This window comes from Mesorhizobium sp. M0166 (genome assembly GCF_040322255.1).
Classification (GTDB): Bacteria; Pseudomonadota; Alphaproteobacteria; order Rhizobiales; family Rhizobiaceae; genus Mesorhizobium.
On the sequence record NZ_JAMYTD010000005.1, the window covers coordinates 99,731 to 121,784 of the forward strand.

General features: G+C 61.8%; 22 protein-coding genes. 11 read left to right on the plus strand and 11 right to left on the minus strand.

Annotated elements, in window-relative coordinates; all coding sequences use genetic code 11:
- Positions 1-249: 249 nt before the first annotated feature.
- The 6 genes from ggt (NKJ46_RS08785) to NKJ46_RS08810 form a co-directional block, all read right to left on the minus strand.
- Entirely contained in the window at positions 250-1,842 is a 1,593-nt protein-coding gene (ggt, locus tag NKJ46_RS08785) for a gamma-glutamyltransferase (RefSeq protein WP_352664110.1), read from the minus strand.
- Positions 1,843-1,863: 21 nt separating this feature from the next.
- A complete protein-coding gene (locus NKJ46_RS08790) occupies positions 1,864-2,583 on the minus strand; it encodes an ABC transporter permease (RefSeq protein WP_352664355.1) in 720 nt (239 codons plus the stop codon).
- A complete protein-coding gene (locus tag NKJ46_RS08795; protein ID WP_352664112.1) occupies positions 2,580-3,293 on the minus strand; it encodes an ABC transporter permease in 714 nt (237 codons plus the stop codon). Before NKJ46_RS08795 ends, NKJ46_RS08790 begins: the two co-directional genes overlap by 4 nt.
- A gap of 70 nt (positions 3,294-3,363) precedes the next feature.
- Positions 3,364-4,209 (minus strand): transporter substrate-binding domain-containing protein, encoded by an 846-nt coding sequence (locus NKJ46_RS08800; protein WP_352664114.1) that lies wholly within the window; start codon positions 4,207-4,209, stop codon positions 3,364-3,366.
- 85 nt (positions 4,210-4,294) lie between these two features.
- A complete protein-coding gene (locus NKJ46_RS08805; protein ID WP_352664116.1) occupies positions 4,295-4,942 on the minus strand; it encodes a GntR family transcriptional regulator in 648 nt (215 codons plus the stop codon).
- 531 nt (positions 4,943-5,473) lie between these two features.
- A complete protein-coding gene (locus tag NKJ46_RS08810) occupies positions 5,474-5,923 on the minus strand; it encodes a VanZ family protein (RefSeq protein ID WP_352664118.1) in 450 nt (149 codons plus the stop codon).
- Positions 5,924-6,015: 92 nt separating this feature from the next.
- Here NKJ46_RS08810 and NKJ46_RS08815 point away from each other — a divergent pair, with 92 nt between their 5' ends.
- The gene (locus NKJ46_RS08815) at positions 6,016-6,168 is read left to right on the plus strand and encodes a hypothetical protein (protein WP_352664120.1); all 153 of its coding nucleotides are present in this window, start codon (positions 6,016-6,018) and stop codon (positions 6,166-6,168) included.
- Between the two features lie 333 nt (positions 6,169-6,501).
- Here NKJ46_RS08815 and NKJ46_RS08820 read toward each other — a convergent pair whose 3' ends face one another.
- A complete protein-coding gene (locus NKJ46_RS08820; RefSeq protein WP_352664122.1) occupies positions 6,502-6,831 on the minus strand; it encodes a DUF6894 family protein in 330 nt (109 codons plus the stop codon).
- A 40-nt stretch (positions 6,832-6,871) separates the two neighbouring features.
- Positions 6,872-7,063, minus strand: a complete 192-nt coding sequence (locus NKJ46_RS08825) for a DUF3606 domain-containing protein (RefSeq protein WP_352664124.1) — start codon at positions 7,061-7,063, stop codon at positions 6,872-6,874.
- A 423-nt stretch (positions 7,064-7,486) separates the two neighbouring features.
- Between NKJ46_RS08825 and NKJ46_RS08830 the strand changes: the two genes are divergently transcribed.
- From NKJ46_RS08830 to NKJ46_RS08840, 3 genes are all read left to right on the plus strand, one after another.
- Positions 7,487-7,786 carry a DUF1236 domain-containing protein gene (locus NKJ46_RS08830; RefSeq protein WP_352664126.1) on the plus strand — a complete coding sequence of 100 codons (300 nt, stop codon included), beginning with the start codon at positions 7,487-7,489 and terminating at the stop codon, positions 7,784-7,786.
- A gap of 139 nt (positions 7,787-7,925) precedes the next feature.
- Positions 7,926-8,375, plus strand: coding sequence for a hypothetical protein (locus NKJ46_RS08835; RefSeq protein WP_352664128.1), 450 nt, complete (start codon positions 7,926-7,928; stop codon positions 8,373-8,375).
- 181 nt (positions 8,376-8,556) lie between these two features.
- Complete coding sequence (locus NKJ46_RS08840; protein WP_292663955.1) at positions 8,557-8,898, plus strand: hypothetical protein; 342 nt, start codon at positions 8,557-8,559, stop codon at positions 8,896-8,898.
- A gap of 63 nt (positions 8,899-8,961) precedes the next feature.
- Here the strand turns inward: NKJ46_RS08840 and ggt (NKJ46_RS08845) are convergent, their stop codons facing one another.
- The 3 genes from ggt (NKJ46_RS08845) to NKJ46_RS08855 all read right to left on the minus strand — a co-directional run bounded on the left by ggt (NKJ46_RS08845) (position 8,962) and on the right by NKJ46_RS08855 (position 14,705).
- A complete protein-coding gene (gene ggt, locus NKJ46_RS08845; RefSeq protein WP_352664130.1) occupies positions 8,962-10,698 on the minus strand; it encodes a gamma-glutamyltransferase in 1,737 nt (578 codons plus the stop codon).
- Between the two features lie 433 nt (positions 10,699-11,131).
- Positions 11,132-12,424: an L-rhamnose catabolism isomerase gene (gene rhaI / locus NKJ46_RS08850; protein WP_352664132.1), complete on the minus strand. Its 1,293-nt coding sequence runs from the start codon at positions 12,422-12,424 to the stop codon at positions 11,132-11,134.
- 178 nt (positions 12,425-12,602) lie between these two features.
- Entirely contained in the window at positions 12,603-14,705 is a 2,103-nt protein-coding gene (locus NKJ46_RS08855; RefSeq protein ID WP_352664134.1) for a bifunctional rhamnulose-1-phosphate aldolase/short-chain dehydrogenase, read from the minus strand.
- A 187-nt stretch (positions 14,706-14,892) separates the two neighbouring features.
- Here NKJ46_RS08855 and NKJ46_RS08860 point away from each other — a divergent pair, with 187 nt between their 5' ends.
- The 7 genes from NKJ46_RS08860 to NKJ46_RS08890 all read left to right on the plus strand — a co-directional run bounded on the left by NKJ46_RS08860 (position 14,893) and on the right by NKJ46_RS08890 (position 22,034).
- Positions 14,893-15,702, plus strand: a complete 810-nt coding sequence (locus NKJ46_RS08860; RefSeq protein WP_023677380.1) for a DeoR/GlpR family DNA-binding transcription regulator — start codon at positions 14,893-14,895, stop codon at positions 15,700-15,702.
- Positions 15,703-15,757: 55 nt separating this feature from the next.
- Positions 15,758-16,753, plus strand: coding sequence for a rhamnose ABC transporter substrate-binding protein (rhaS, locus tag NKJ46_RS08865; RefSeq protein ID WP_352664136.1), 996 nt, complete (start codon positions 15,758-15,760; stop codon positions 16,751-16,753).
- Positions 16,754-16,836: 83 nt separating this feature from the next.
- The gene (locus NKJ46_RS08870; protein ID WP_352664138.1) at positions 16,837-18,378 is read left to right on the plus strand and encodes a sugar ABC transporter ATP-binding protein; all 1,542 of its coding nucleotides are present in this window, start codon (positions 16,837-16,839) and stop codon (positions 18,376-18,378) included.
- Positions 18,375-19,352: an ABC transporter permease gene (locus NKJ46_RS08875; protein WP_352664140.1), complete on the plus strand. Its 978-nt coding sequence runs from the start codon at positions 18,375-18,377 to the stop codon at positions 19,350-19,352. The genes NKJ46_RS08870 and NKJ46_RS08875 overlap by 4 nt, the downstream gene beginning before the upstream one ends.
- The gene (locus NKJ46_RS08880) at positions 19,349-20,350 is read left to right on the plus strand and encodes an ABC transporter permease (RefSeq protein ID WP_352664142.1); all 1,002 of its coding nucleotides are present in this window, start codon (positions 19,349-19,351) and stop codon (positions 20,348-20,350) included. Before NKJ46_RS08875 ends, NKJ46_RS08880 begins: the two co-directional genes overlap by 4 nt.
- Positions 20,350-20,667 carry an L-rhamnose mutarotase gene (gene rhaM, locus NKJ46_RS08885; RefSeq protein WP_352664144.1) on the plus strand — a complete coding sequence of 106 codons (318 nt, stop codon included), beginning with the start codon at positions 20,350-20,352 and terminating at the stop codon, positions 20,665-20,667. Before NKJ46_RS08880 ends, rhaM begins: the two co-directional genes overlap by 1 nt.
- Entirely contained in the window at positions 20,664-22,034 is a 1,371-nt protein-coding gene (locus NKJ46_RS08890; RefSeq protein WP_352664146.1) for an FGGY-family carbohydrate kinase, read from the plus strand. Before rhaM ends, NKJ46_RS08890 begins: the two co-directional genes overlap by 4 nt.
- The last annotated feature ends 20 nt before the right edge of the window (positions 22,035-22,054 follow it).

The window sequence follows — 22,054 nt, forward strand, 5'->3', positions numbered from 1 at the left end:
ATCTGAACAATATCAATGACCGACAGCGGACTGAAAATCCGCGTGTCGGTGGTTCGAATCCGCCTCTGGGCACCATTTTTCCCTGTACGGCCCGGAGACATAGGTAACAACCTCGCGCCGATCGGCGATCGGATTGTCGATGGCGTGCAAGAATTATCTGGACCATGGCGCCAGCGACCCCTGCTCGCGGGCCAAATGTCGATGAAGAACGTCTTCGGCATCTTGGATCCCGCTTTGGCCATAACCGCTCTACAGACCGAGGGCGCAGCCGTCTTTGCGCGGTTCAGAACCGCCCAGCAGGGTCCCGTTTGCCCAGTCGATGCGAATGGCCTGCGCACCGCCGATCGGGTCCGTGGCGGGAATGATTTCGAAACCGCGCCGGCTAAGTTCAGCCGCGGTTTCGCCAGCGAGCCCGTGTTCGGCCTGGACCTTCATGGTGCCGCTGACCGGGGCGACCCGCGGCAGATCAATCGCCTCCTGCAGATCCATCCCGAAGTCGAGCACCTTCGTCAGCAGGTGCGCGTGGCCCATTGCCTGGTAGTAGCCACCCATAACGCCGAAAGGCATTTCTGCCCGGCCGCTTCTCGCAAGCATCCCGGGTATGATGGTATGCAAAGGCCGCTTGTTCGGCGCCACTGCATTGGGGTGCCTGGGGTCAAGCGAAAAGCTTTGCCCGCGATTGTGCAAGACGACACCGGAGCGTGGCGAGACCAGGCCCGAGCCAAAGCTGTCGAAGACCGAGTTGATGAAACTGACCGCATTGCGATCCTTGTCGACAACGGAAATATACACCGTGTCGCTGTGCAGCGGCATATCGAACGCGGGCAGGTCCGCGCGAGCGCGCTTTGGGTCAATCATGCCGGCCAGACGATCGGCCCAGGCATTCGACAACATGTCGGCCACCGGGACCTCGGACGCGTCGGGATCGGCGACGAGCAGGTCACGCGCGGCGTAAGCGAGGCGTGTCGCTTCGATTTCCAGGTGAAGCCGGTCGGCGGATTGCGGGTCGCCGTTGGCTTGGAAACGCGAGAGGATGTTTAGAATGAGCAGCGCGATCACACCCTGGCCATTCGGCGGACATTCGAACACATCGCAGCCTCGAAACGCCGTGCTGATCGGGGTCACGTATTCGCCTGTTGCCGAGGCGAAATCTTCGAGTGCGTGCAATCCGCCGAGCCCACGAAGATAGGCGACCATGTCTTCGGCCACAGGGCCAGTGTAGAAGGCCTCTCGTCCTTTTTCGGCGATCAGCCGCAGCGTTGCAGCCAACTCAGGCTGGCGATGCACTTCGCCAACGCGTGGTGCGCGGCCGTTTGGCAGGAAAATCCGTTTCGCCGTCACATCGGAGGCCAGAAGTTCTTCCTCCAACGCCCAGTCACGATGGACCCGCGGTGAAATGGCGTAGCCTTCCTCGGCGAAACGTATAGCGGGGGCCAGGATTTGATCGAAGGGCATGTGTCCATGATCAGCGTGCAATCTGGTCCAGGCATCGATCGCTCCCGGGATGGTGACGGAGCCAGGAGAATTGCGGGCCACCTCGGCCATGCCACGTTCGAGGAACCAGTCAATTGTGAGGGCCGCGGGTGTCCTGCCCGATCCGTTGTAGGCGATGACCTCGCCGGATCCGTTTCGCGACAGGAGAGCGAAGCAGTCGCCCCCAATGCCGGTCGAGGCTGGCTCGACGACACATTGCACTGCGCAGGCTGCGATGGCGGCATCCATGGCGTTGCCGCCGGCCGCCATGATCTCGACCGCCGTCAGGGTTGCCGACGGATGAGAGGTGGCGGCCATGGCCTCGCGTGAAACGACGACCGAGCGCGTTGGTTTCTCAAAATTTCGCATGCTATGCCCTTCTGATCGTGCTCAAGAGGCGGCGTCGCTCATCGTCGAGGGGCGGTGCCGCAGATGCCGCGACATCCAGTATTCGAGTGCCGCCAAGGCACGGATGATCGCGAAGTTCAAAGTGAGATAAATGGCGCCCGCGCAGATGAAGACTTCAAAGGCGCGGTAGGTCTGCGAGATCAATCCCTGCGCAATTCCAGTCACCTCCATCAAGGTCACGATGGAAGCCAGAGACGTGCCCTTGATCATCAGGATGATTTCATTGCCGTAACTCGGCAGCGCCTGGCGAAAGGCCAGCGGCAGGATAACGTGCCGATAAGTCAGACAGGTGGACAGGCCGACAGACCGGGCCGCCTCGACAAGGCCGCGTGGCACCGATTGAATCGCGCCGCGGAGGATTTCGCTGCCATAGGCGGTGGTGTTGAGTGTCAGGGCGATGATTGCGCACCAGTAGGGTTCTCGGAAAACGGCCCATAATCCAATTGCCGACAGTTGGTGCCGGAACTGACCAAGGCCATAATAGGTCAGAAAAATCTGCACCAGCAGAGGCGTGCCCCTGAACATGGCAACAAAGCCACGGATCGGCAAAACGACGAAGGGCGATTCCGATTGCTGGGCAAGCGCCAATGTGACGGCAAGAACGAAGCCGGCAACAATGGAAGTCAGGGCCAGTTCCATCGTAAGCGGCAGACCGGCAAGGAGCTTCGGCAGGATCTCGAGGAAAAAACCGAAATCTATCATGCCGACCGGACGCGCCAAGGCGCCTTTCGTTCCAGACGGTAAAAGGCATGGCCGGTGACGGAAGCGATAGCCAGATAGAGCAAGGCTGCAGCAATGTAGAAGATAAACGGTTCACGGGTCGAACCTGCAGCGATCTGTGCCTGGCGCATCAGTTCAACGAGGCCGATTACCGATATCAGCGACGAGTCCTTCAGAACCAACTGCCACACATTGCCGAGACCCGGCAGGGCGTATCTCAGGAGCTGGGGAAAAATAACCTGTCGCAGCCGCTGCAGCCGGTTGAGACCAAGCGCGCAAGCGGCATCGTGCTGTCCCTGGTCGATGGCGAGGTAAGCCCCTCGATAGACCTCGGCTTGATAGGCGCCCGAGATGATCGCGATAGCCAAGGTTCCAGTGGCAAAGGCCGGAACGCCGACGAATCCGGATCCGCCCAGGCTATGACCAAGCGAGGTCAGGGCGACGCTTCCTCCATAGTAAAGCAGATAAATGGTCAGAAGGTCGGGCACGCCTCTGAAAACGGTGCAATAGCCAAGGGCCAAGAACCTCAATACCTTGGAGTTGCGGAGACGCCCGGCCGCTGCCAGCCCACCGAATACAGTGCCAAGCGCAAAGCCCAGCACAGACAGAAGCACTGTAACCGAGGCCGCCACGAGAAGAGCAGCCCCCCAACCTCCGTGCTGGAAACCAAGCAGCCGGAATGCGTCAACCATTGATACCCCCGGCAGGGCGAACGGCTCAGCTCCGGAACGTGGTCAGGAATGGCCGTTCGCCGACAAGCGCCTACTTGACTGGAGTGACGTCGCTCTTGAGCCATTTAAGCGACAGGGTTTTGATCGTGCCATCTGCGATCGCGGCGTCGATGGCGCCGTTGAGCATGTCTTTCAGCTTGGTGTCCTCTTTGCGGATACCGGCACCGGAGCCAAGACCGAAGAGCCCCCCGACAAATCCTGGTCCTGCAAGCGTATAGTCGCTGAACTCCGGTTTGCTCAGCGTGGCGGCCAGCGCTGTCTGCTGTGCGAAGAGCGCGTCGATGCGACCGGCGGCGAGATCGAGATCGTGTTGCTCGGTGGTCTTGTATTCGCGAATCTCGGCGACGTCCGAGAAGTATTTTTTCACGAATTCCAGGTTCGCCGTTGCGGCCTGAACGCCAATGATCTTTCCCTTCAGCAATGGCTTGAGCTTGTCGATTGCCGCCTGCGCAGAGGCTTCATTGTCCAGCTTGAACCGCTCATTGGAAATGCCGAGCTTGCCCAGTTCGCTATCCTTTGCGACCGCGAAACCTGAGGGATCCACCGCATATGGCTGGGTAAAGTCGATGACCTTCAAACGTTTTTCAGTGATGAACATGCTCGCCATGATCACGTCGAACTTGCCGACGGTCAGCGCGGGGATCATGCCGTCCCAGTCCTGTGCGACGATCTTGCACTCGATCTTCATTCGCCCGCACAGATCATTGGCGAGATCGACTTCGAAGCCGTCCAGCTTGCCGTCGGCTGTTGTGAAATTCCAGGGCGCGTAGGCTCCTTCGGTGGCAATGGTAATTGCCTTTGGTGTTTCTTGTGCAACGGCGGCCTGGACCAGGCCGAACAGGACCGACGCAATGGCTGCGATGCGGCTAATTTTCATGTCATTCTCCTCTTTTTGCCGGTATGGCAGTTCCCTTTCGTCGTGCCGGATTATCTTCCGGCTTCAACGAGTTAGATGATATTTCCTAGCGGCGGCCGGGACTTGCGAAGTTGGCCAGAAGCGGTGCCGTCTCGACGATATGATCCCGCATGACGATCTCTGCCTTGCCGGCATCACCTGACCGCAGCACGTCGATCAGGATCTCGTGCTCGGCACGCGCGCTGGCGGGCTTGTCGACATAGTCGAACCAGATGCGCAGGTAGGGCTCGATCACGACGTGCAGGCTGGCAATCTGCCGGACCAGCTTGGGTCTGTTGCTCAATTGGCAAATCTGCAGATGGAAGGCCTGATGGCGCACGACCCAGTCGCTGCTGCCGGTCTGGCTGGCGCGCTCCATGCGGTCGAGCTGGCGTTCCAGTTCTTCAAGCACTTCGACATCGATGTGCGGCATGGCAAGCCTTACCGCCAACCCTTCGAGCGCCGAGCGTATTTCAAATGTTTCGTAGATCTCATCGAGGGTAAGCCCGGCGACGATGCAGCCACGGTTCGGGCGAATGACCACAAGACCTTCCGCGGCCAGCTGGCGGAATGCTTCGCGAACCGGCATGCGGCTCATGCCGATTTCAGTCGCGATCTCTTCTGGGATCAGCCGGTCCCCGGCCCGATAACGCCCCATCCTCAGGGCCCGCTGAATGTGGCGATAAGCCTCCTCCTCGGCGGTCGTGATGCCCAACGGCCCGATTGCGTCAGCTGCCATGTCCAGGGTCCAATCAGAGCGTATCTGTGTATCCACTTATCCAGTTGTCAGAACCTGTGTCAAGCACCGATGCTTGCGCGCGTTGGAATTTCTCTTGTGAGAATAAGCACTTGGTAGGGAAAATCGGGCAAGCACACCGTAATCGGCTAGCCGCTGATCGGCCTACTTTTCAACGTCCTGCAAAAAAAGGCCCGCCGCCCCATTTGCGAAGCGGCGAGGCCCCATATTCGGGGACGTTGCCGGGGTTACCGGCAGTGCCTACAGTGCAATTCAGGTGCCAGAATTGTTGATCCAAAACGGGTCACCGCACCGGAGGCGCGAACGCGGACCTTCCGCGATCACGCTACTGCCGCGCTTTGCCATTCCTGCTATGTTATTTTCTGGCGGACCTGATTTTTTCCGCCTGGCCGGCGCCCCATCAGGCAACTTACCCCAACGCGCCCCCCAAGTGGCGCCGGCCATTTTCCCCTTATTGGGGCACGGGCGCGCCGATTCTGCGCTTTCGAGCTATGGCAATCCGCCGGCGAGCCGCTTTGTCCAGCCTGCAATTGTCAGCCCGCACGCGATTCCCGCGCAGTCGGCCACCCAGTCGAACAGATCCGGGTCGCGCCCTATCAGTTGCACGGCCTGAAGACCCTCGATCGCCGCGCCGGTGAGAACGAGGAGTACAATCAGCTTCGCCTTGCGTTCCGGCCAGCCGAGACTTCCGAGAGCCGCAAGGACGACGAAGGCGGCGGCGTGATTGAGCTTGTCGTAATCAAACGTGAAAGCCAGGCCAAGACCCTGCAGGAGGCGCTCCGGCAAAAGGGCGAACAGCAGAACGCCGGCAAACGCGGCCGGAAAGGCAATCCTTGCCACGATCTGATAAGAATCCAGGCGCCACAAGGATAGAATGGCCTTTCCGAATGTGCAGGGGGCACCGCCGATCGCTGAATTGAGCGCGAGCGCGGCGTCCAATTTCCGCCGTCCGGGCGTCCGGTGCATCGTCAGAATGAATGAATGCCGCGGTTCTGCCGCTGCACAGGCCGAACTGCTGGGAGTGCTCTGCAATGGTGCGGCTTCCGCGATCACGCAATTACCTGCTGCGCCAGCGCGGCTACTATCTGGCTGCGGCGGACCTGATTTCCGCTTGGCCGGCGCTGCGTCAGGGCACCTTACCCCATGCCACGCGAAGCGGCGCCGGCCAGAATTCCAACGGTTGAGTGAGGAGCGACCCGCGTCAAAAGCCCGCCGCCCTGTCGGACGACGGGCTCCGTTGCCTGGGCGCCAGGGCGCCGCGGTAGCGACTGATGCTACTAATGCTCCCGCAGGTCTCCAATATGCTGCTGCCGGACGGCGTTGCGCATCGGCTAAACAAACGAAGCCCGCGCCTCTGGCGGAGGGCGCGGGCCGACCGGGTTGCAGCCCGATCTGCAGCTGAAACCCGGGAGGTTCCCGCTGCTTAGGATAACAATCAGAGACTTCTAATGTTCCGGTTTAGGGAAGATGCCGGCTGCTTCAGAAATCTCATGGTCGGAGCGATGACGATCGAGGCGTCAGCTCGTGCGCAAGTCGATCTGGAAAATCCGCTCGTCGAAGTGCCGCGTTTCGACGGCAAAGGTCAAGGCCACGTCAAGGACCAGACCGCCATAGTCGTCCCGGACCTTGACTGCAATCCTGCGATGAGGAAGGCCATCCCTGGCCATCTCGCCCAATGTGCGAAGGGCTTCTTTCCTGACCAGCGGGACATCGTCGTATAACGTTCCCTGATCGTCGGAATAGACGATTCCGTCTTCATCGGAATCGAAGAAGTAGCGGGGCATTGCGCTTGGCCGAAGCGGCGGCATCCGGGCACGTTGTCGATAGCTGGCCGCGATCTCGGCCAATCGCGATCAGTGCCTCTCCACCGTTGGCTTGGCCGCCATCTCACTTGCGCTCGCGCAATGCCTTCACCGCCTGCGAGAGGATCATCCGGTCGCCGCCGGTCCTTTTGATCAGCTTGCTCACCTGGCTGGGCGAAACACCATTTTTCCGCGCGAAATATTCGACCTCGTAATACTCATCCGCCGAAACGCGATTGCGATCGCTGAAGTCTCGCTTGGTCTTGTCGTCGGCCATTTCTGTTCTCCTCGCCCCTTCTCTTCGCTTCAGGGGGTCAACTTTGGTGCACGCAGCAATTTAAGGGTTCGCCCGCCACAAAGTGACGGGCGAACCCTTATCGGCGCAGGAAGGGACAGGGCTGCGCAGATGCCGGGTTCGATCGGAATGGAAACAGCCAAGATCGGTGCGAGCAACCGTCGACTTTTTCCATGGAATCCTCCCGGAACGTGCAGCCAGCAACGGCTAGGCGCCGCGGCGGTTCCGGGTCACGCGGCAAACCCACCCTTTGCGCACAAGGATCAGACTTAGGTCCTGCGGCAACACGTCGATTGGTCCCTGCCGGGCGGGACCGAAGCCCCGTCGACGGAACGTTTTCAGCTGCCTTCCGTTCGAGGGAGCCTTGGCGTGAAGAGCGGACCGAGTTCGCAAAGGAGACGACCCATGAGAATGCATCTTTCCACCGCGGTGGCAGGATTGTTGCTGCTGGCAGGCGTCGGTGCCGCCGCGGCGCAAGACGTTGTCATCGAACCGCAGCAGGAAACGGTCATCAAGGAGTATGTGAAGAAGCAGCCGCTGGCCTCGGTGAAAATCCCTGGGGTGGAGCTCAATATCGGCTCAACGCTTCCCGATACTGTCGAGCTTCATGAAGTCCCCAACGTCAAATACCGCTATGTCGTCGTCGACAACCGCACCGTCGTCGTCGACCCAGGCACGCGCAAGATCGTCAAGATCATCGAGTGACGTGAAAGCTTCGGGCAGCCATCGCCCGCCGCTCAGAAATGAGCGGCGGGCGATGTATGCGTCAAGGGTTCCTCGGCGTCCTCGCTCAGCAGGAACCTGCCGTACTATTGAGGGCCGGGGGGCCTCACAGGCAGTTTCAATGCGAACAATCAGCAGACTTTTTGATTTCCATGACCAGGCGGCGCGAGCCGTCGAAGCACTTCAGGCGGCAGGAATTGCGCGCCACCAGATCAGCATCATCGGGCCCTACGACGACGAAATCGGCGCCGTCTTGCGCGGTCCAGGCACCGGTGCCGCCCTTGGCGCGGCGGCGGGTTTGTTGGCCGGCCTAGGCGCCTTTAATATTCCCGGCATCGATCCCCTCGGCGCGGGATGGCTGGCATCGGCCCTCGTCGGTGCAGCCTTGGGCTGCGTTGTCGGCAGACTTTTCGGCACATTGTCCGATATCGGCAAGCAGCCAGGCAAGCCGGATGCCGCACAAGGTGTGATCCTGGTGCTGGCGCATGTCGATGAAAGGCAGGCCGACACCGCACAGGCGGTGCTTGGGGCTTCCGTTCAGGCAACGCAGTCTTTGGCCAGGGCGGCATGAAGATTCAGCTCGAGCAAAGCGCTTGACCAGGCCGCGCAGCGGGACGGCGATCCAAGCGCGAATTCAAAAATCTCTGGCAAGCCGCCGCCAGAAAGTGTTGAACACCGTGCCGATCACATTCGGCGAGCGGTTGCGCTCGGCGAGGCTTGATGATTTGCTGTCGGTTTGCGGAGAACGAATAATGCATGAGCCTGTCGGTCAAGACGAATATGGGTCGACCAGCCCGTTCGATCCGGACGATCTGTCGAGGTTGAACGCAATCGGCCCGAGCGCCGGCAGCAACGATTTCGAAAAATACGCAGTCGCCGTGATCATCGTGTTCGGCGCCCTGATCATCGGTGGCCTGATGGCTGCCGGCTTGAGCTTCGGGCGCCGCAGCACCTTCTTTTTCGCGCTTGGCGGCGCCACAGCGGCATGGATATCCGGCAATGCGCTTCTGCTCGACCGGCCGCGCATCTACGCGCTATTCGTCGGCATCGCGGCACTGATGCTGATAGCGTCGACGATCGCGCTGGTCACCTGATTCAGAGCGTAATCTTCTTGTCGACCATGATCTTATCCGTAAACCGGTCCCCACTTTTTGGGCCTAATACCCGATAGCCTTGCCGGATGCGGCGCGGCTGTCGATGGCGCCATTGTAGCGGGCGCCGCCACCCTTCTCGATTTCCGCCAGGCTCTTGCCGCCGACCAGGATGCCGGCCGCCTGGCCCCAGGTCGTGTCGGCAAGATCGAGGTGGTAGCCCATGCCGGTGAGCAGCTTTTCGGTATCGGGCGACAGGCCGAAAGGTTCGATATAGACCGTGTCGGGCAACCATTGGTGATGGACGCGCGGTGCGTCGATGGCCTCCTGGATGTTCATGCCGTGGTCGACGACGTTGACGATCGCCTCCAGCGTGATGGTGATGATGCGTGAACCGCCGGGGCTGCCGATGACCATGAACGGCTTGCCGTCTTTGGCGAGGATGGTCGGGCTCATCGACGACAGCGGCGTCTTTTTCGGCGCGATCGCGTTCGCCTCGCCCTGGACCAGGCCATAGAGATTAGGCACTCCGGGTTTCTGGGTGAAATCGTCCATCTCGTTGTTGAGCAGAATGCCGGTGCCGGCGGCGACAACGCCGGCACCGAAAGAGCCGTTCAGCGTGTAGGTTACCGCGACAGCGTTGCCATCATTGTCGATGATCGAATAATGCGTCGTCTCGCTGCTCTCGCCAAAGCCCTTCGGCATCAATTCCTGCGAGACGCCGGCCCGGAACGGATCGATCTTTTCGCGGATTTCCCTGGCGTAATTCTTGTCGAGCAGTTTTGCGACCGGGTTGTCGACGAAACCGGGATCGCCGAGCGCCGAATTCCGGTCGACATAGGCGTGGCGCATCGCCTCGACCATAACGTGAACCGTCTCGGCCGAACCGGCGCCGAGATAGGACAGCGGATAGAGCTCAAGCACGTTGAGGATCTCGCAGATGATGATGCCGCCGGAGCTCGGCGGCGGCGAGGAAATGATCTCGTAGCCGCGATAATTGCAGGTCGCCGGCTTGAGCTCACGAACCACGTAGTTTTCGAAATCGGCCCTGGCCAGAATGCCGCCCTTCTCGCCGCTCGCCTTGACGATGGCGTCGGCGGTCGCGCCTTTGTAGAAGGCATCCGCACCGCGCTCGGAAATGGCGCCAAGCGAAGCCGCGAGATCGGGCTGAACGAGGCGCTCGCCGACAGCATAAGGCTTGCCGTCCGGCTTGAGGAAAATGGCTGCCGCCGCTGGGTCCCTCGCCAACCGCTCCGCGCCGCCCCGGAGCGAGGCCGCATCGCCCTGCTCCAGCACGAAACCTTCTTTGGCAAAGCGGATTGCCGGCGCCAGCAAGTCCTGCCGAGACAGCGTGCCGTATTTCTCCCGCGCCATCTCGAAACCGGCAACCGAGCCCGGCACGCCGACCGCCAGATAGCCGTCGAGACTGGCGCCCTTCACCGGCTTGCCGTCCTTGTCGAGATACATGGTTTTGGTCGCGGCCAACGGTGCGCGCTCGCGAAAATCGAGGAAGGTCGAGCGACCGTCCTTGAAGCGGATGGTCATGAAGCCGCCACCGCCGATATTGCCGGCGGTCGGATAGACAACGGCCAGCGCATAGCCGACGGCGACCGCGGCATCGACGGCATTGCCGCCCTTCTTCAGCACCTCGACGCCGACTTCCGAGGCCAGATGCTGGGCGCTCACCACCATGCCGTGCTCGCCCTTCGCCGGCTGCGGCGAGGCGGCAAAGGCGAGGAACGGTACGAAGGTCAGGGTGAGGGAAAGGCTGACGGCGATTAGGGTTCGGCGGGTGTTGTGCATGGCCGTTCTCCGAGGCGTGGGGTAGACCTAGGAAACGCGCTTGGCGGGGTCGAGTCTACTGACATTAATGGGAAGGCGAGGGTTCAGGCCGGCGGAACTGCCGATCTCCCCCCTTGCGGGGGAGATGGCCGGCAGGCCAGAAGGGGGGTGCTGTCCCTCCGACCTCTCCAGCAATGCGCGGGCACATCCTCTGGCTATTTTGCAGGTTGCACGATTCGACGTTGGAGATCCGTCCCACCCCCCTCTGTCCTGCCGGACATCTCCCCCGCAAGGGGGGAGATCGGATTTCGCCTTTGGTTTTCGCCAACATTCAACGCTGACAGGCAACTTTGTTCTTGCTTTGTGCCGGCAGCTATGCTACTAATTCCGGTATGGTGCTAATTGGCTCCAACGACCCGCCCTTCGTGGCGGGTTTTCCATTTTCACCCCAACATCAAACAATCCCGCCACCGACGCTTGCGACCGCCGGCCGTTCGGCTGCGACCTTCGCCCGGTAGCCGGCGGCGCGGTAGGCGGCGACCGGATCGATGGCGCCACCGGTCTTCAGCCGCGCCATGGCGAGGATCGGCTCGACGTCGGTGCGATAGGCTGTCTTCAGCGTTTGCGTCGCCATCAGCGCGTCATTGGCGTCCTGAAAGCCTTCGAGCGCCTTGCGGTCGACCAGCAGCGCCTGGGCATAGGCGCGCTGCACCTCGACCGCCGACAGCATCAGGCTTTCGATCGGATCGGTGACGTTATGGCTTTGGTCGAGCATGTGGGCGGGATCGAAACCTTCGTCACCGGCAAGCTCGGCATCGACCAGTTCATTGAAGACGAGGAACAGGCGGTAGGGATCGATCGAGCCGGCGTCGAGGTCGTCGTCGCCATATTTCGAATCGTTGAAATGGAAGCCGCCGAGCTTCTTGAACTGGATCAGCCGCGACACGATCATTTCGATGTTGACGTTGGGGGCGTGATGGCCGAGGTCGACCAGGCAGAACGCCTTGTCGCCAAGCTCTTTGGCGATGATGTAGTTGGTGCCCCAATCCTGCACAACGGTCGAATAGAAGGCCGGCTCATACATCTTGTGCTCGGTGAACAGCTTCCAGTCGTCCGGCAGCCCGGCATAGATCTCCTTCATCGCGTCGAGATAGCGCTCGAATGCCCTGGCGAAATTGACCTGGCCGGGAAAGTTCGAGCCGTCGCCGATCCATACCGTCAGCGCTTTGGAGCCCAGCGTCCTGCCGATCTCGATGCATTCGAGATTGTGCTCGACCGCCTGCCGGCGTGTTGCTGCATCGGCATGCGACAGCGAGCCGAATTTATAGGAAAGTTTCTGGTCCCTGGCGTCGGAGAAGGTGTTGGAGTTGATGGCGTCGAAGCCAAGGCCGAAGCGGGATGCCGCCTGTTTCAGCCGGTTCGGATCGGCCTTGTCCCAGGGAATGTGCAGCGAGACGGTCGGCGTCGCCTGCGTCAATTGCCGGATTACGGCGCAGTCCTCGATCTTGTCGAAAATGTCACGCGGCTCGCCGGCGCCGGGAAAGCGGGCAAAGCGGGTGCCGCCGGTGCCGACGCCCCAGGACGGGATGGCGACGGCGAATTTCTCGACCTTGTCGCGGATGGCGTCGATGGCGATGCCGCGGCGGTCGAGGCGCTCGCCGAGAGACTCGTAGTCGCGTCTGAGATCGGCATCGCGCGCGGCATTGTGCCTGTCGACGAGGTCGGCGGAGATGATGGTTTCGGACATGGTGGTTTCCTCCCAATTTGCGTTGGTCGGCGCTGCCCCTCACCCTTACCCTCTCCCCGTAAAGAACGGGAAGAGGGGGGATCACCGGCGTTGGAGCGCTTCCCTTCTCCCCGTCACTATACGGGGAGAAGGTGCCGGCAGGCGGATGAGGGGCAGCGCAACCCTTAAAGACGGTCGCTTATCGCGTAAAACTCTGCGCGTTGCCGGCGTCGACGTTGATGATGTTGCCGGTCGATTTGGCCGACATATCGGAGGCGAAGAAATAGATCGCCTCGGCGATGTCTTCGGGGAACACCGACCGCTTCAGCATCGAACGCGAGCGGTAGTGCTCCTCGAGATCGTCGGTCGACATCTTGTAGGCGGCGGCGCGCTGTTCCTTCCACTCGCCGGTCCAGATCTTCGAGCCGCGCAGCACAGCGTCGGGGTTGACGACATTGACCCTGATCTGCGCTTCCGCGCCTTCCAGCGCCAGGCAGCGTGCCAGATGGATCTCGGCGGCCTTGGCCGTGCAATAGGCGGCGGCGTTTGGCGATGCGGCAAGCCCGTTCTTGGAGGCGACGAAGACGACGTTGCCGCCGATCTTCTGCGCCCGGAACAGCCGGAACGCTTCCCGCGAAACCAGGAAATAGCCGGTCGACAGGATGTCCATGTTCTTGTTCCACAGCGCCAGCGTGGTGTCCTCGATCGGCGCCGACGTTGCCAGACCGGCATTCGACACGAGGATATCGATGCCGCCAAATTCGACCGCCGTTTCGGCAAAGCCGGAGATCACCTGATCCTCGGACGTGACGTTGATGACGACGGGCCGGACGAAATCCTTGCCATAGGCCTTGGCAAGCTCGTCATTGGCGCTGGCAAGGGCTGCTTCGTCGATATCGGCCAGCACGACGCAGGCGCCCTCGCGCAGCAGCCGGTTGGCGGTGGCCCGGCCGATGCCGCCGGCGCCGCCGGTGACCAGCGCAATCTGGCCGGCAAGAGCCTTTGGTTTCGGCAGGCGCTGCAGCTTTGCCTCTTCGAGCAGCCAGTATTCGATGTCGAAGGCTTCCTGGTCGGGCAGGCCGACATAGGTCGACACCGTCGAGGCGCCGCGCATGACATTGATGGCGTTGACGTAGAATTCGCCTGAAATGCGCGCCGTCGCCTTGTCGCCGGCGAAGGTGAACATGCCAACGCCGGGCATCAGATAGACGACGGCGTTCGGATCGCGCACGGGCGGCGAATCCGGGTGCTTGCAGCGGTCATAATATGCCTGATAGCCGACGCGATACTCCGCCACATCGTCGGCAAGACGGGCAATGACGGCATCGACGTCGGGATTTTGGGGGTCGAACTCGATGACCAGCGGCCGGATCTTGGTGCGCAGGAAGTGGTCCGGGCAGGACGTGCCTAGTGCCGCCAGCGGCCGCAAATCCCTGGAACTGACGAATTCGAGCACGGCAGGGGAATCGTCGAAATGGCCGAGCTTGTGGCTGTTCTCCGAGATCAGGCCGCGGATCCTCGGCATCAGTTTTGCGGCCACGGCGCGACGCGCCGGCGCATCGAGGGATTTGACGACTTCGCCGCCGAAGATCGGCTTGCCCTGGCTCTTGCGCTCGAACCAGTCGATCGCCTGGTTGATCACCGAGATCGTCGTCTCGTAGCATTCCTTCGGCGTGTCGCCCCAGCTGAACAGGCCATGGCTTGCCAGCACGACACCCTTGGCGTTGGGGTTCTCGAGGCAGAATTTCTCCAGCCACAGGCCGAGCTCGAAGCCCGGACGTTTCCATGGCAGCCAGCCGATCGTGTCGCCGAAGATCTCCTTGGTCAGCGCCTGCGAATCCTTGGCGGCAGCAATGGCGATGATCGCATCGGGATGCATATGGTCGACATAAGGCTTCGGCACGAAGGCATGCAGCGGCGTGTCGATGGAAGCCGCGCGCGGGTTGAGATTGAAGGTGCAGTGAGGCAGATAGCCGACCATCTCGTCTTCGTGTTCGAGGCCGCGATAAAGACCTTTCAGCGCACGCAATTTGTCCATGTAGAGCGTGGCGAAGCCGTCTGTTTTAATCGAGGCGCTGTCGCCGCCCGAGCCCTTGACCCACAGCACTTCCACGCTCTCGCCGGTGAGCGGATCCTTTTGCCAGATCTTGGAGGAGGTGTTGCCGCCGCCATAATTGGTGACGCGCTTGTCGGAGCCAAGAACATTCGAGCGATAGACCAGACGTTCGGGCTCGCTCATTGCTTGCGCTTTTGCGTCATCCCAAAGATTGGCGAGGCGCGTGCCGGAGCGCTTGTCGAGCATAGGTATCCTCCCTTTGGGACACGCAAACGGCGCGGGTCCCTTTTGTACGAATTTCTACGCAAGCGGCGGCCTTGTCAATCACAAACGATCAATATCAGTCATATTGCATCGCACAACGAAATTATCTGATCGGAAATGATTGACACTGCGCGCTTTGGGTGCCTAGATGCTCAGGCAGGGAGGAACCATGCACGAAAAAGAGCGCCACAGGATCATTCTGTCCGCCGTCCAGGAAAAACCTGTGGTGACGGTGCAGGAGATGGTCGACCTGACGGAGTCGTCGGAGGCGACGATCAGGCGCGACATCGCGGCATTGCATGTGCAAAAGCGGCTGCGCCGCGTGCGCGGCGGGGCCGAGGCGCTTTCGCCGCCGCAGTTCATCGGCCTTGCCGGCCGGCCCTTCTCCGTCAACGAGACCATCAACGCTTCGCAGAAGCGGGCAATCGCGCGGGAAGCCGTGGATCTATGCAAGGACGGCGAGCCGATCATCATCAATGGCGGCACCACCACCTTCCAGATGGTGCATTTCCTGACCGGCCGCCGCATGCCGATCTTCACCAATTCCTTCCCGATCGCGGAGCACCTGCTCAGGCACTCCAAGAACACGGTGATGCTGTCAGGCGGCACCATCTACCGCGAGCAGAACATCATCCTGTCGCCGTTCGACAATGACGTGACGCGCAATTTCTACGCGCGCCGCATGTTCATGGGCGCACAAGGGCTGGGGCCGCTCGGTCTTATGGAAGGCGACCCGCTGCTGATCCAGGCCGAACAGAAACTGATCGACCAGGCAGACGAGTTGGTGGTGCTGGTCGATTCCTCGAAATTCCGCAAACGCTCGAGCCTGATCCTGTGCGGCCTGTCGCGCATCGCCACGGTGATCACCGACGACGCCATCGAGGATCGCGAAGCCAAGATGCTGGAGACCGCCGGCGTCACGCTGATCATCGCCCGCACAACGGCAACCAACAAGGAAGAATCTTCGCTGCAGGCCTGAGAAAAACTCACGCCCGCAGCGGTGATGGAATGCAACGCTCAAGGGAGGATATTCGATGAGCTTTCTGAAGAAATTGATGGTTACGGCGGCGTTCTCCGCCGCCATGTTCGTGAATGCCGCCTACGCCGAAAACGTCAAGATCGCGCTGGTGGTGAAGTCGCTCGGCAACGGCTTCTTCGACGCCGCCAACAAGGGCGCCGAAGAGGCGGCCAAGGAGCTCGGCGATGTCGACATCATCTACACCGGCCCGACCAAGGCGACCGCCGAAGCTCAGATCGAAGTGGTCAATTCGCTGATCGCCCAGAAGGTCAACGCCATCGCCATTTCGGCGAACGACGCCGACGCGCTGGTGCCGGTGCTGAAGAAGGCGATGCAGCGCGGCATCACCGTTATCTCGTGGGATTCAGGCGTCGCGCCGGAAGGCCGCCAGCTTCACCTCAACCCCTCCGACACCAACCTGATCGGTGAGACCATCATCAAGCTGGCCGCCGACTATCTGCCGGAAGGCGGCGATGTCGCCATCCTGTCGGCTTCTTCGACCGCGACCAACCAGAATGCCTGGATCGACGCGGCCAAGAAGGTGCTGCCGGAGAAGTTCCCCAAGATCAAACTCGTCGCCACCGTTTATGGCGACGACGACTCGGCCAAGAGCACGGACGAGGCCAAGGGTCTTTTGAAGTCCTATCCGAACCTCAAGGCGATCATCGCACCGACCACGGTCGGCGTCGTTGCCGCCGCGCAGGTGGTGACCGATGAAGGCCTGATCGGCAAGGTCAACGTCACCGGCCTGGCGCTGCCGTCGGAGTTCAAGAAGTTCATCGACAATGGCGCCAGCCAGGCGGTTGCGCTGTGGAACCCGATCGATCTCGGCTATTCCGCGGTCTACCTCGCCCATGACCTGGCGGTGAAGAAGGAAGAAGGCAAGCCCGGTGCTACGCTGTCGATCGGCCGCGTCGGCAAGGTCACGCTCGACGACACCAACTCGGCTGCGATGGCTCCGCCCTTTCAGTTCGACAAGTCGAACATCGAAAAGTTCTCCAAGATCTATTGATCCTGGAGCCTTCGAAACGGTGCGGCGGGGCTCAGGTTCCGCCGCGCTTTCAAACGAACCTTGTTTCAGGGCTTGATACGATTATGGACACGACAGCCCAACACGAAGTGGCGAAGGAAGCGCCTTTGTCTCCCGGACCGCGCCTGATGCTGTCCGGCATCTCGAAAAGCTTTCCCGGCGTGCGGGCGCTGCACGATGTCGGCCTGTCGCTCTATCCCGGCCAGGTAACCGCGCTGATCGGTGAAAACGGCGCCGGCAAGTCGACGCTGGTCAAGATCATGACCGGCATCTACCAGCCTGATGCTGGCACGATCAGCATCGACGGCCAGCCGGTCACACTGCCCAGCGCCCACGCCGCGTTCGGGCATGGCATCACCGCCATCCACCAGGAAACGGTGCTGTTCGACGACCTGACGGTGGCCGAAAACATCTTCCTCGGCCATGCGCCGCGCACGCGTTTCAAAACCATCGACTGGCGCACCATGCGCAAGAATGCCCGCGAGGTGCTCGACACGATGGGCGCCGGCCATATCGACGCCGATGCCAGGCTGAAGGATCTCGGCATCGCCAACAAGCACCTTGTCGCCGTCGCCCGCGCCATGTCGATCGACGCGCGGATCGTCATCATGGACGAGCCGACGGCAGCGCTTTCGATGAAGGAGATCGAAGAGCTTTTCCTGCTGATCGAATTCCTCAAGAGCGACGGCAAGGCGATCCTGTTCATCAGCCACAAATTCGATGAGATCTACCGCATCGCCGACCGCTATACCGTGTTCCGCGACGGCGAGATGGTCGGCGAAGGCCTGATCAAGGACGCCGGCCAGAGCCAGATCGTGCGCATGATGGTCGGCCGCTCGGTCGATCACATCTTTCCGCAGCGCAAGGCCGAGATCGGCGCGCCGGTGCTCGCCGTCTCCGGCCTGTCGCATCCGACCGAGTTCGACGACATCGGCTTCGAACTGCACAGGGGCGAAATCCTCGGCTTCTACGGCCTTGTCGGCGCCGGGCGCAGCGAGGTGATGCAGGCGATATCAGGCATCACCCGCACCAGCGGCGGCACGATCACGCTGGAGGGCAAGGCGATCGCGCCGAAATCAGCGGCGGATTCGATCAATGCCGGCATCGTCTATGTGCCGGAGGAGCGCGGCAAGCAAGGTGTGGTGATCGGCCTGCCGATCTTCCAGAATGTCTCGCTTCCCTCGCTCAGGCGTACCTCCAAGTCCGGCATGTTGCGGCTGGCGGAAGAGTTCGCCCTGGCCCGCGCCTATACCGAGCGGCTCGACCTGCGCGCTTCCTCGCTCAGCCAGGATGTCGGCACGCTGTCGGGCGGCAACCAGCAGAAGATCGTCATCGCCAAATGGCTGGCGACCGCGCCCAAGGTGATCATCCTGGACGAGCCGACCAAGGGCATCGACATCGGCTCGAAGGCAGCCGTGCACGGCTTCATGGCCGAGCTCGTCGCGCAAGGCCTGTCGGTGATCATGGTGTCGTCCGAACTGCCGGAAATCCTCGGCATGTCCGACCGCGTCGTCGTCATGCGCGAGGGCCGCATTGCCGCGGTCTACGACAATAAGGGGCTCGACGCCGAAACCTTGGTCAGGACGGCAGCGGGGATCGCGGCATGAAGGCTTTTCTCAGATATCGCGAGGTCTGGCTGCTGGCGGCAATCGTCGTGCTGATCGGGCTGATCTCAACGCGGTTTCCAGGTTTTGCCGATCCGGCCAATCTGCGCCAGGTGTTCAACGACACGTCGATCCTGATGATCCTGGCACTCGGCCAGATGGTCGTCATCCTGACCCGCTCGATCGACCTGTCGATGGCTTCCAATCTCTGCTTCACCGGCATGGTGGTGGCGATGCTGAACGCCGCACATCCGGCAATCCCGACCCCGCTGCTGATCGTCATCGCACTTCTGGTCGGGCTGGTGCTCGGCGCCATCAACGGCCTGCTGGTATGGCGGCTGAACATTCCCTCGATCGTGGTGACGCTCGGCACGCTCACCATCTACCGCGGCGCCACCTTCGTCATATCAGGCGGCGCCTGGGTCAATGCCGACCAGATGAGCCCTGATTTCATCGGCCTGCAGCGCGCGGCGTTCCTCAGTATTCCGGTGCTGTCGTGGATCGCCCTTTTGGTCATTGCCCTGTTCTTCCTCGTGATGACACGCACCGCGCTCGGCCGCTCGATCTATGCCATCGGCGTCAACCCGACCGCATCGGTCTATGCCGGCATCGATGTCGGCCGGACGAAATTCATCGTCTTCTGCATCTCGGGGATGATCGGCGGCCTCTGCGGTTATCTCTGGATCTCGCGCTACGTCATCGCCTCGGTCGAGGTCGCCAATGGCTATGAGCTCAACATCATCGCCGCCTGCGTCATCGGCGGCATTTCGATCGCCGGCGGCATCGGCTCGGTCGGCGGCGCGGTGCTCGGCGCGCTGTTCCTCGGCATCATCTCCAACGCGCTGCCGGTGATCAATATCTCGCCCTTCTGGCAAATGGCGATTTCAGGCAGCGCCATCATCCTGGCCGTGGTGCTCAACGCGCGCGGCGAACGCCGGCAAGGCCGCATCATTCTCAAAAAGGCGGAAGCGGCATGACCGACACCCCTGCCCCACGCCACATTCCCGATCGGCTCGACAAGCCTTTCACTGCGGCGGTCTTCTCCTGGGAGGCGCTGCTGGTCGTTGTCGCTGTTGCCATTTTTGCCGTCAACAGTTTTGCCTCGCCCTATTTCCTCGACCCATGGTCGCTGTCGGACCTGACTTTCAACTTCACGGAAAAGGCGCTGATCGCGCTCGCCATGGCGCTGCTGATCATCTCCGGCGAAATCGACCTGTCGGTGGCCGCCATCATCGCACTCGCGTCAACAATGATGGGCATGGCGGTGCAGGCCGGTGCTGGCACTCCGGTGCTGATGGCAATCGGCCTCATCGTCGGGCTCGGCTGCGGCGCCTTCAACGGCCTGCTCGTCACCAGGCTCGGCTTGCCGTCGATCGTCGTCACCATCGGCACGATGAGCCTGTTTCGCGGCATTGCCTTCATCATCCTGGGCGACCAGGCCTACAAGGGCTATCCCGCGAGCTTCGCCTTCTTCGGCCAAGGCTACGTCTGGTGGGTGGTGTCGTTCGAACTGACGCTGTTCCTGGCCGCGGCAGTTATCTACTGGTTCCTTTTGCACCGGACGAGCTTCGGCCGCCGGGTCTTTGCCATCGGCAACAACCCGGTCGCGGCGCAGTTTTCCGGGGTACGTGTCGGCCGCATCAAATTCATCCTGTTTTGCCTGACCGGCCTGATGGCGGGCATCGCCTCGGTGCTGATCACATCGCGGCTCGGCTCGACCCGGCCGTCTATCGCGCAGGGCTACGAGCTCGAAGTCATCACCATGGTGGTGCTCGGCGGCGTCAGCATCCTGGGCGGCGCCGGCAGCATTCTGGGTGTGGTGCTGGCCGCCTTCATCATGGGGCTGGTGACCTTCGGCCTCGGCCTGCTCAACGTGCCGGGGATCGTCATGTCGATCTTCATCGGCCTGCTGCTGATCATCGTCATTGCGCTGCCGATCCTGTGGCGGCGCGTGCAGCGGGAGCGCTTTGCCTGATGCCGGAGAAATACGCGTTCAAGATGAGGCTCAATCCGGGCATGAAGGCCGAATACAAGAGGCGCCACGACGACATCTGGCCGTCACTCGTCGCGTTGCTGAAACGGGCCGGTATCTCCGATTATTCGATCCATCTCGACGAGGAGACCAACACCCTGTTCGGCGTGCTGTGGCGGCGCGATGACCACGGTATGGACGAATTGCCGAAGCATCCGGTGATGCAGCGTTGGTGGGCCGAGATGGCGGACATCATGGAGACCAGGCCGAACAACGAGCCGGTGGCGGTGCCGCTGGAAACAATGTTCCATATGGAATGACCCGCCACGTCGCCGTCATCGATATCGGCAAGACCAACGCCAAGGTGGCGCTGGTCGATCTTGCCGCAGCAAGCGAAGTCGCGCTGCGCAGGATGGTGAACGAGCCGGTTCGGCAAGGCCGGTACCCGCACCATGACGTCGAGCGGTTATGGGCGTTTATCCTCGGCAGCCTGGCCGAGATCGATCGCGAGCAGCGCATCGATGCGATATCGATCACCACCCATGGCGCAACGGCCGTGCTGGTCGACGCATCTGGCGAACTGGCGCTGCCGGCGCTCGACTACGAATTCGACGGGCCGGATGCCCTTGCCGGGGACTATGACACGATCCGTCCGGCGTTCTCCGAGACCGGCACGCCGCGCCTGCCGGCCGGCCTCAATCTCGGTGCGCAGCTGTTCTGGCAGCAGAATCGCTTTCCGGCGGATTTCGCCAGAACCGCCGCGATGCTGATGTATCCGCAATACTGGGCCTTGCGCCTGACCGGCGTCGCCGCCAGCGAGGTGACTTCGCTCGGCTGCCACACCGATCTTTGGAACCCGTGGAAAGCGGATTTTTCGTCGCTGGTCGACCGGCTGCAATGGCGCCGGCTGATGGCGCCGGTGCGGCAGGCCAAGGACCGCCTGGGCCCGATCCTGCCCGCTCTGGCGTGGCAAACCGGCCTCGACCCACAAACGCCGGTGTATTGCGGCCTGCACGATTCCAACGCCTCGCTGCTGCCGCATCTCCTATCCGGCAAGCCGCCTTTCTCCGTCGTCTCGACCGGCACCTGGGTGGTGTCGATGGCGGTCGGCGGCAGCAAGGTCACGCTCGATCCGGCACGCGACACGCTGGTCAATGTCAACGCACTCGGCGATCCCGTGCCCTCGGCGCGCTTCATGGGCGGCCGCGAGTTTTCCGTGCTGACCGAGGGCCAATCGGAGAACTGGACGGACGACGATGTTGCCACGGTGCTGGCGCGCAAGACGTCCCTGTTGCCCTCGACCCAACAGGGTTCGGGGCCGTTTCCGCATCATACCGCATCATCGCTTAACGCGGACGGGATGAGCGCCGGCCAGCGCTTTGTCGCCATCTCGTTCTACCTGGCGCTGATGACCGCGACCTGCCTCGACCTGATCGGCGCGGACGGTCCCACCATCGTCGAAGGACCCTTCGCCCGCAACCGGCTGTTCACCCGCATGCTGGCTGCGGCGACAGCACGCGCCGTCATTGCCTCCGAGGCTGCGACAGGCACCAGCATCGGGGCCGCCTTGCTGGCGTCGGACCAGGGGACACCGCAAGGCAGGGGCGAAAGGACCGAACCGTCGGCCGATCCACTCTGGACAAGTTACGTGCGCTCCTGGCGTTCGGCGGTCGACGAACGAGCCTGACCGCCGAGCTCATGGCGCCC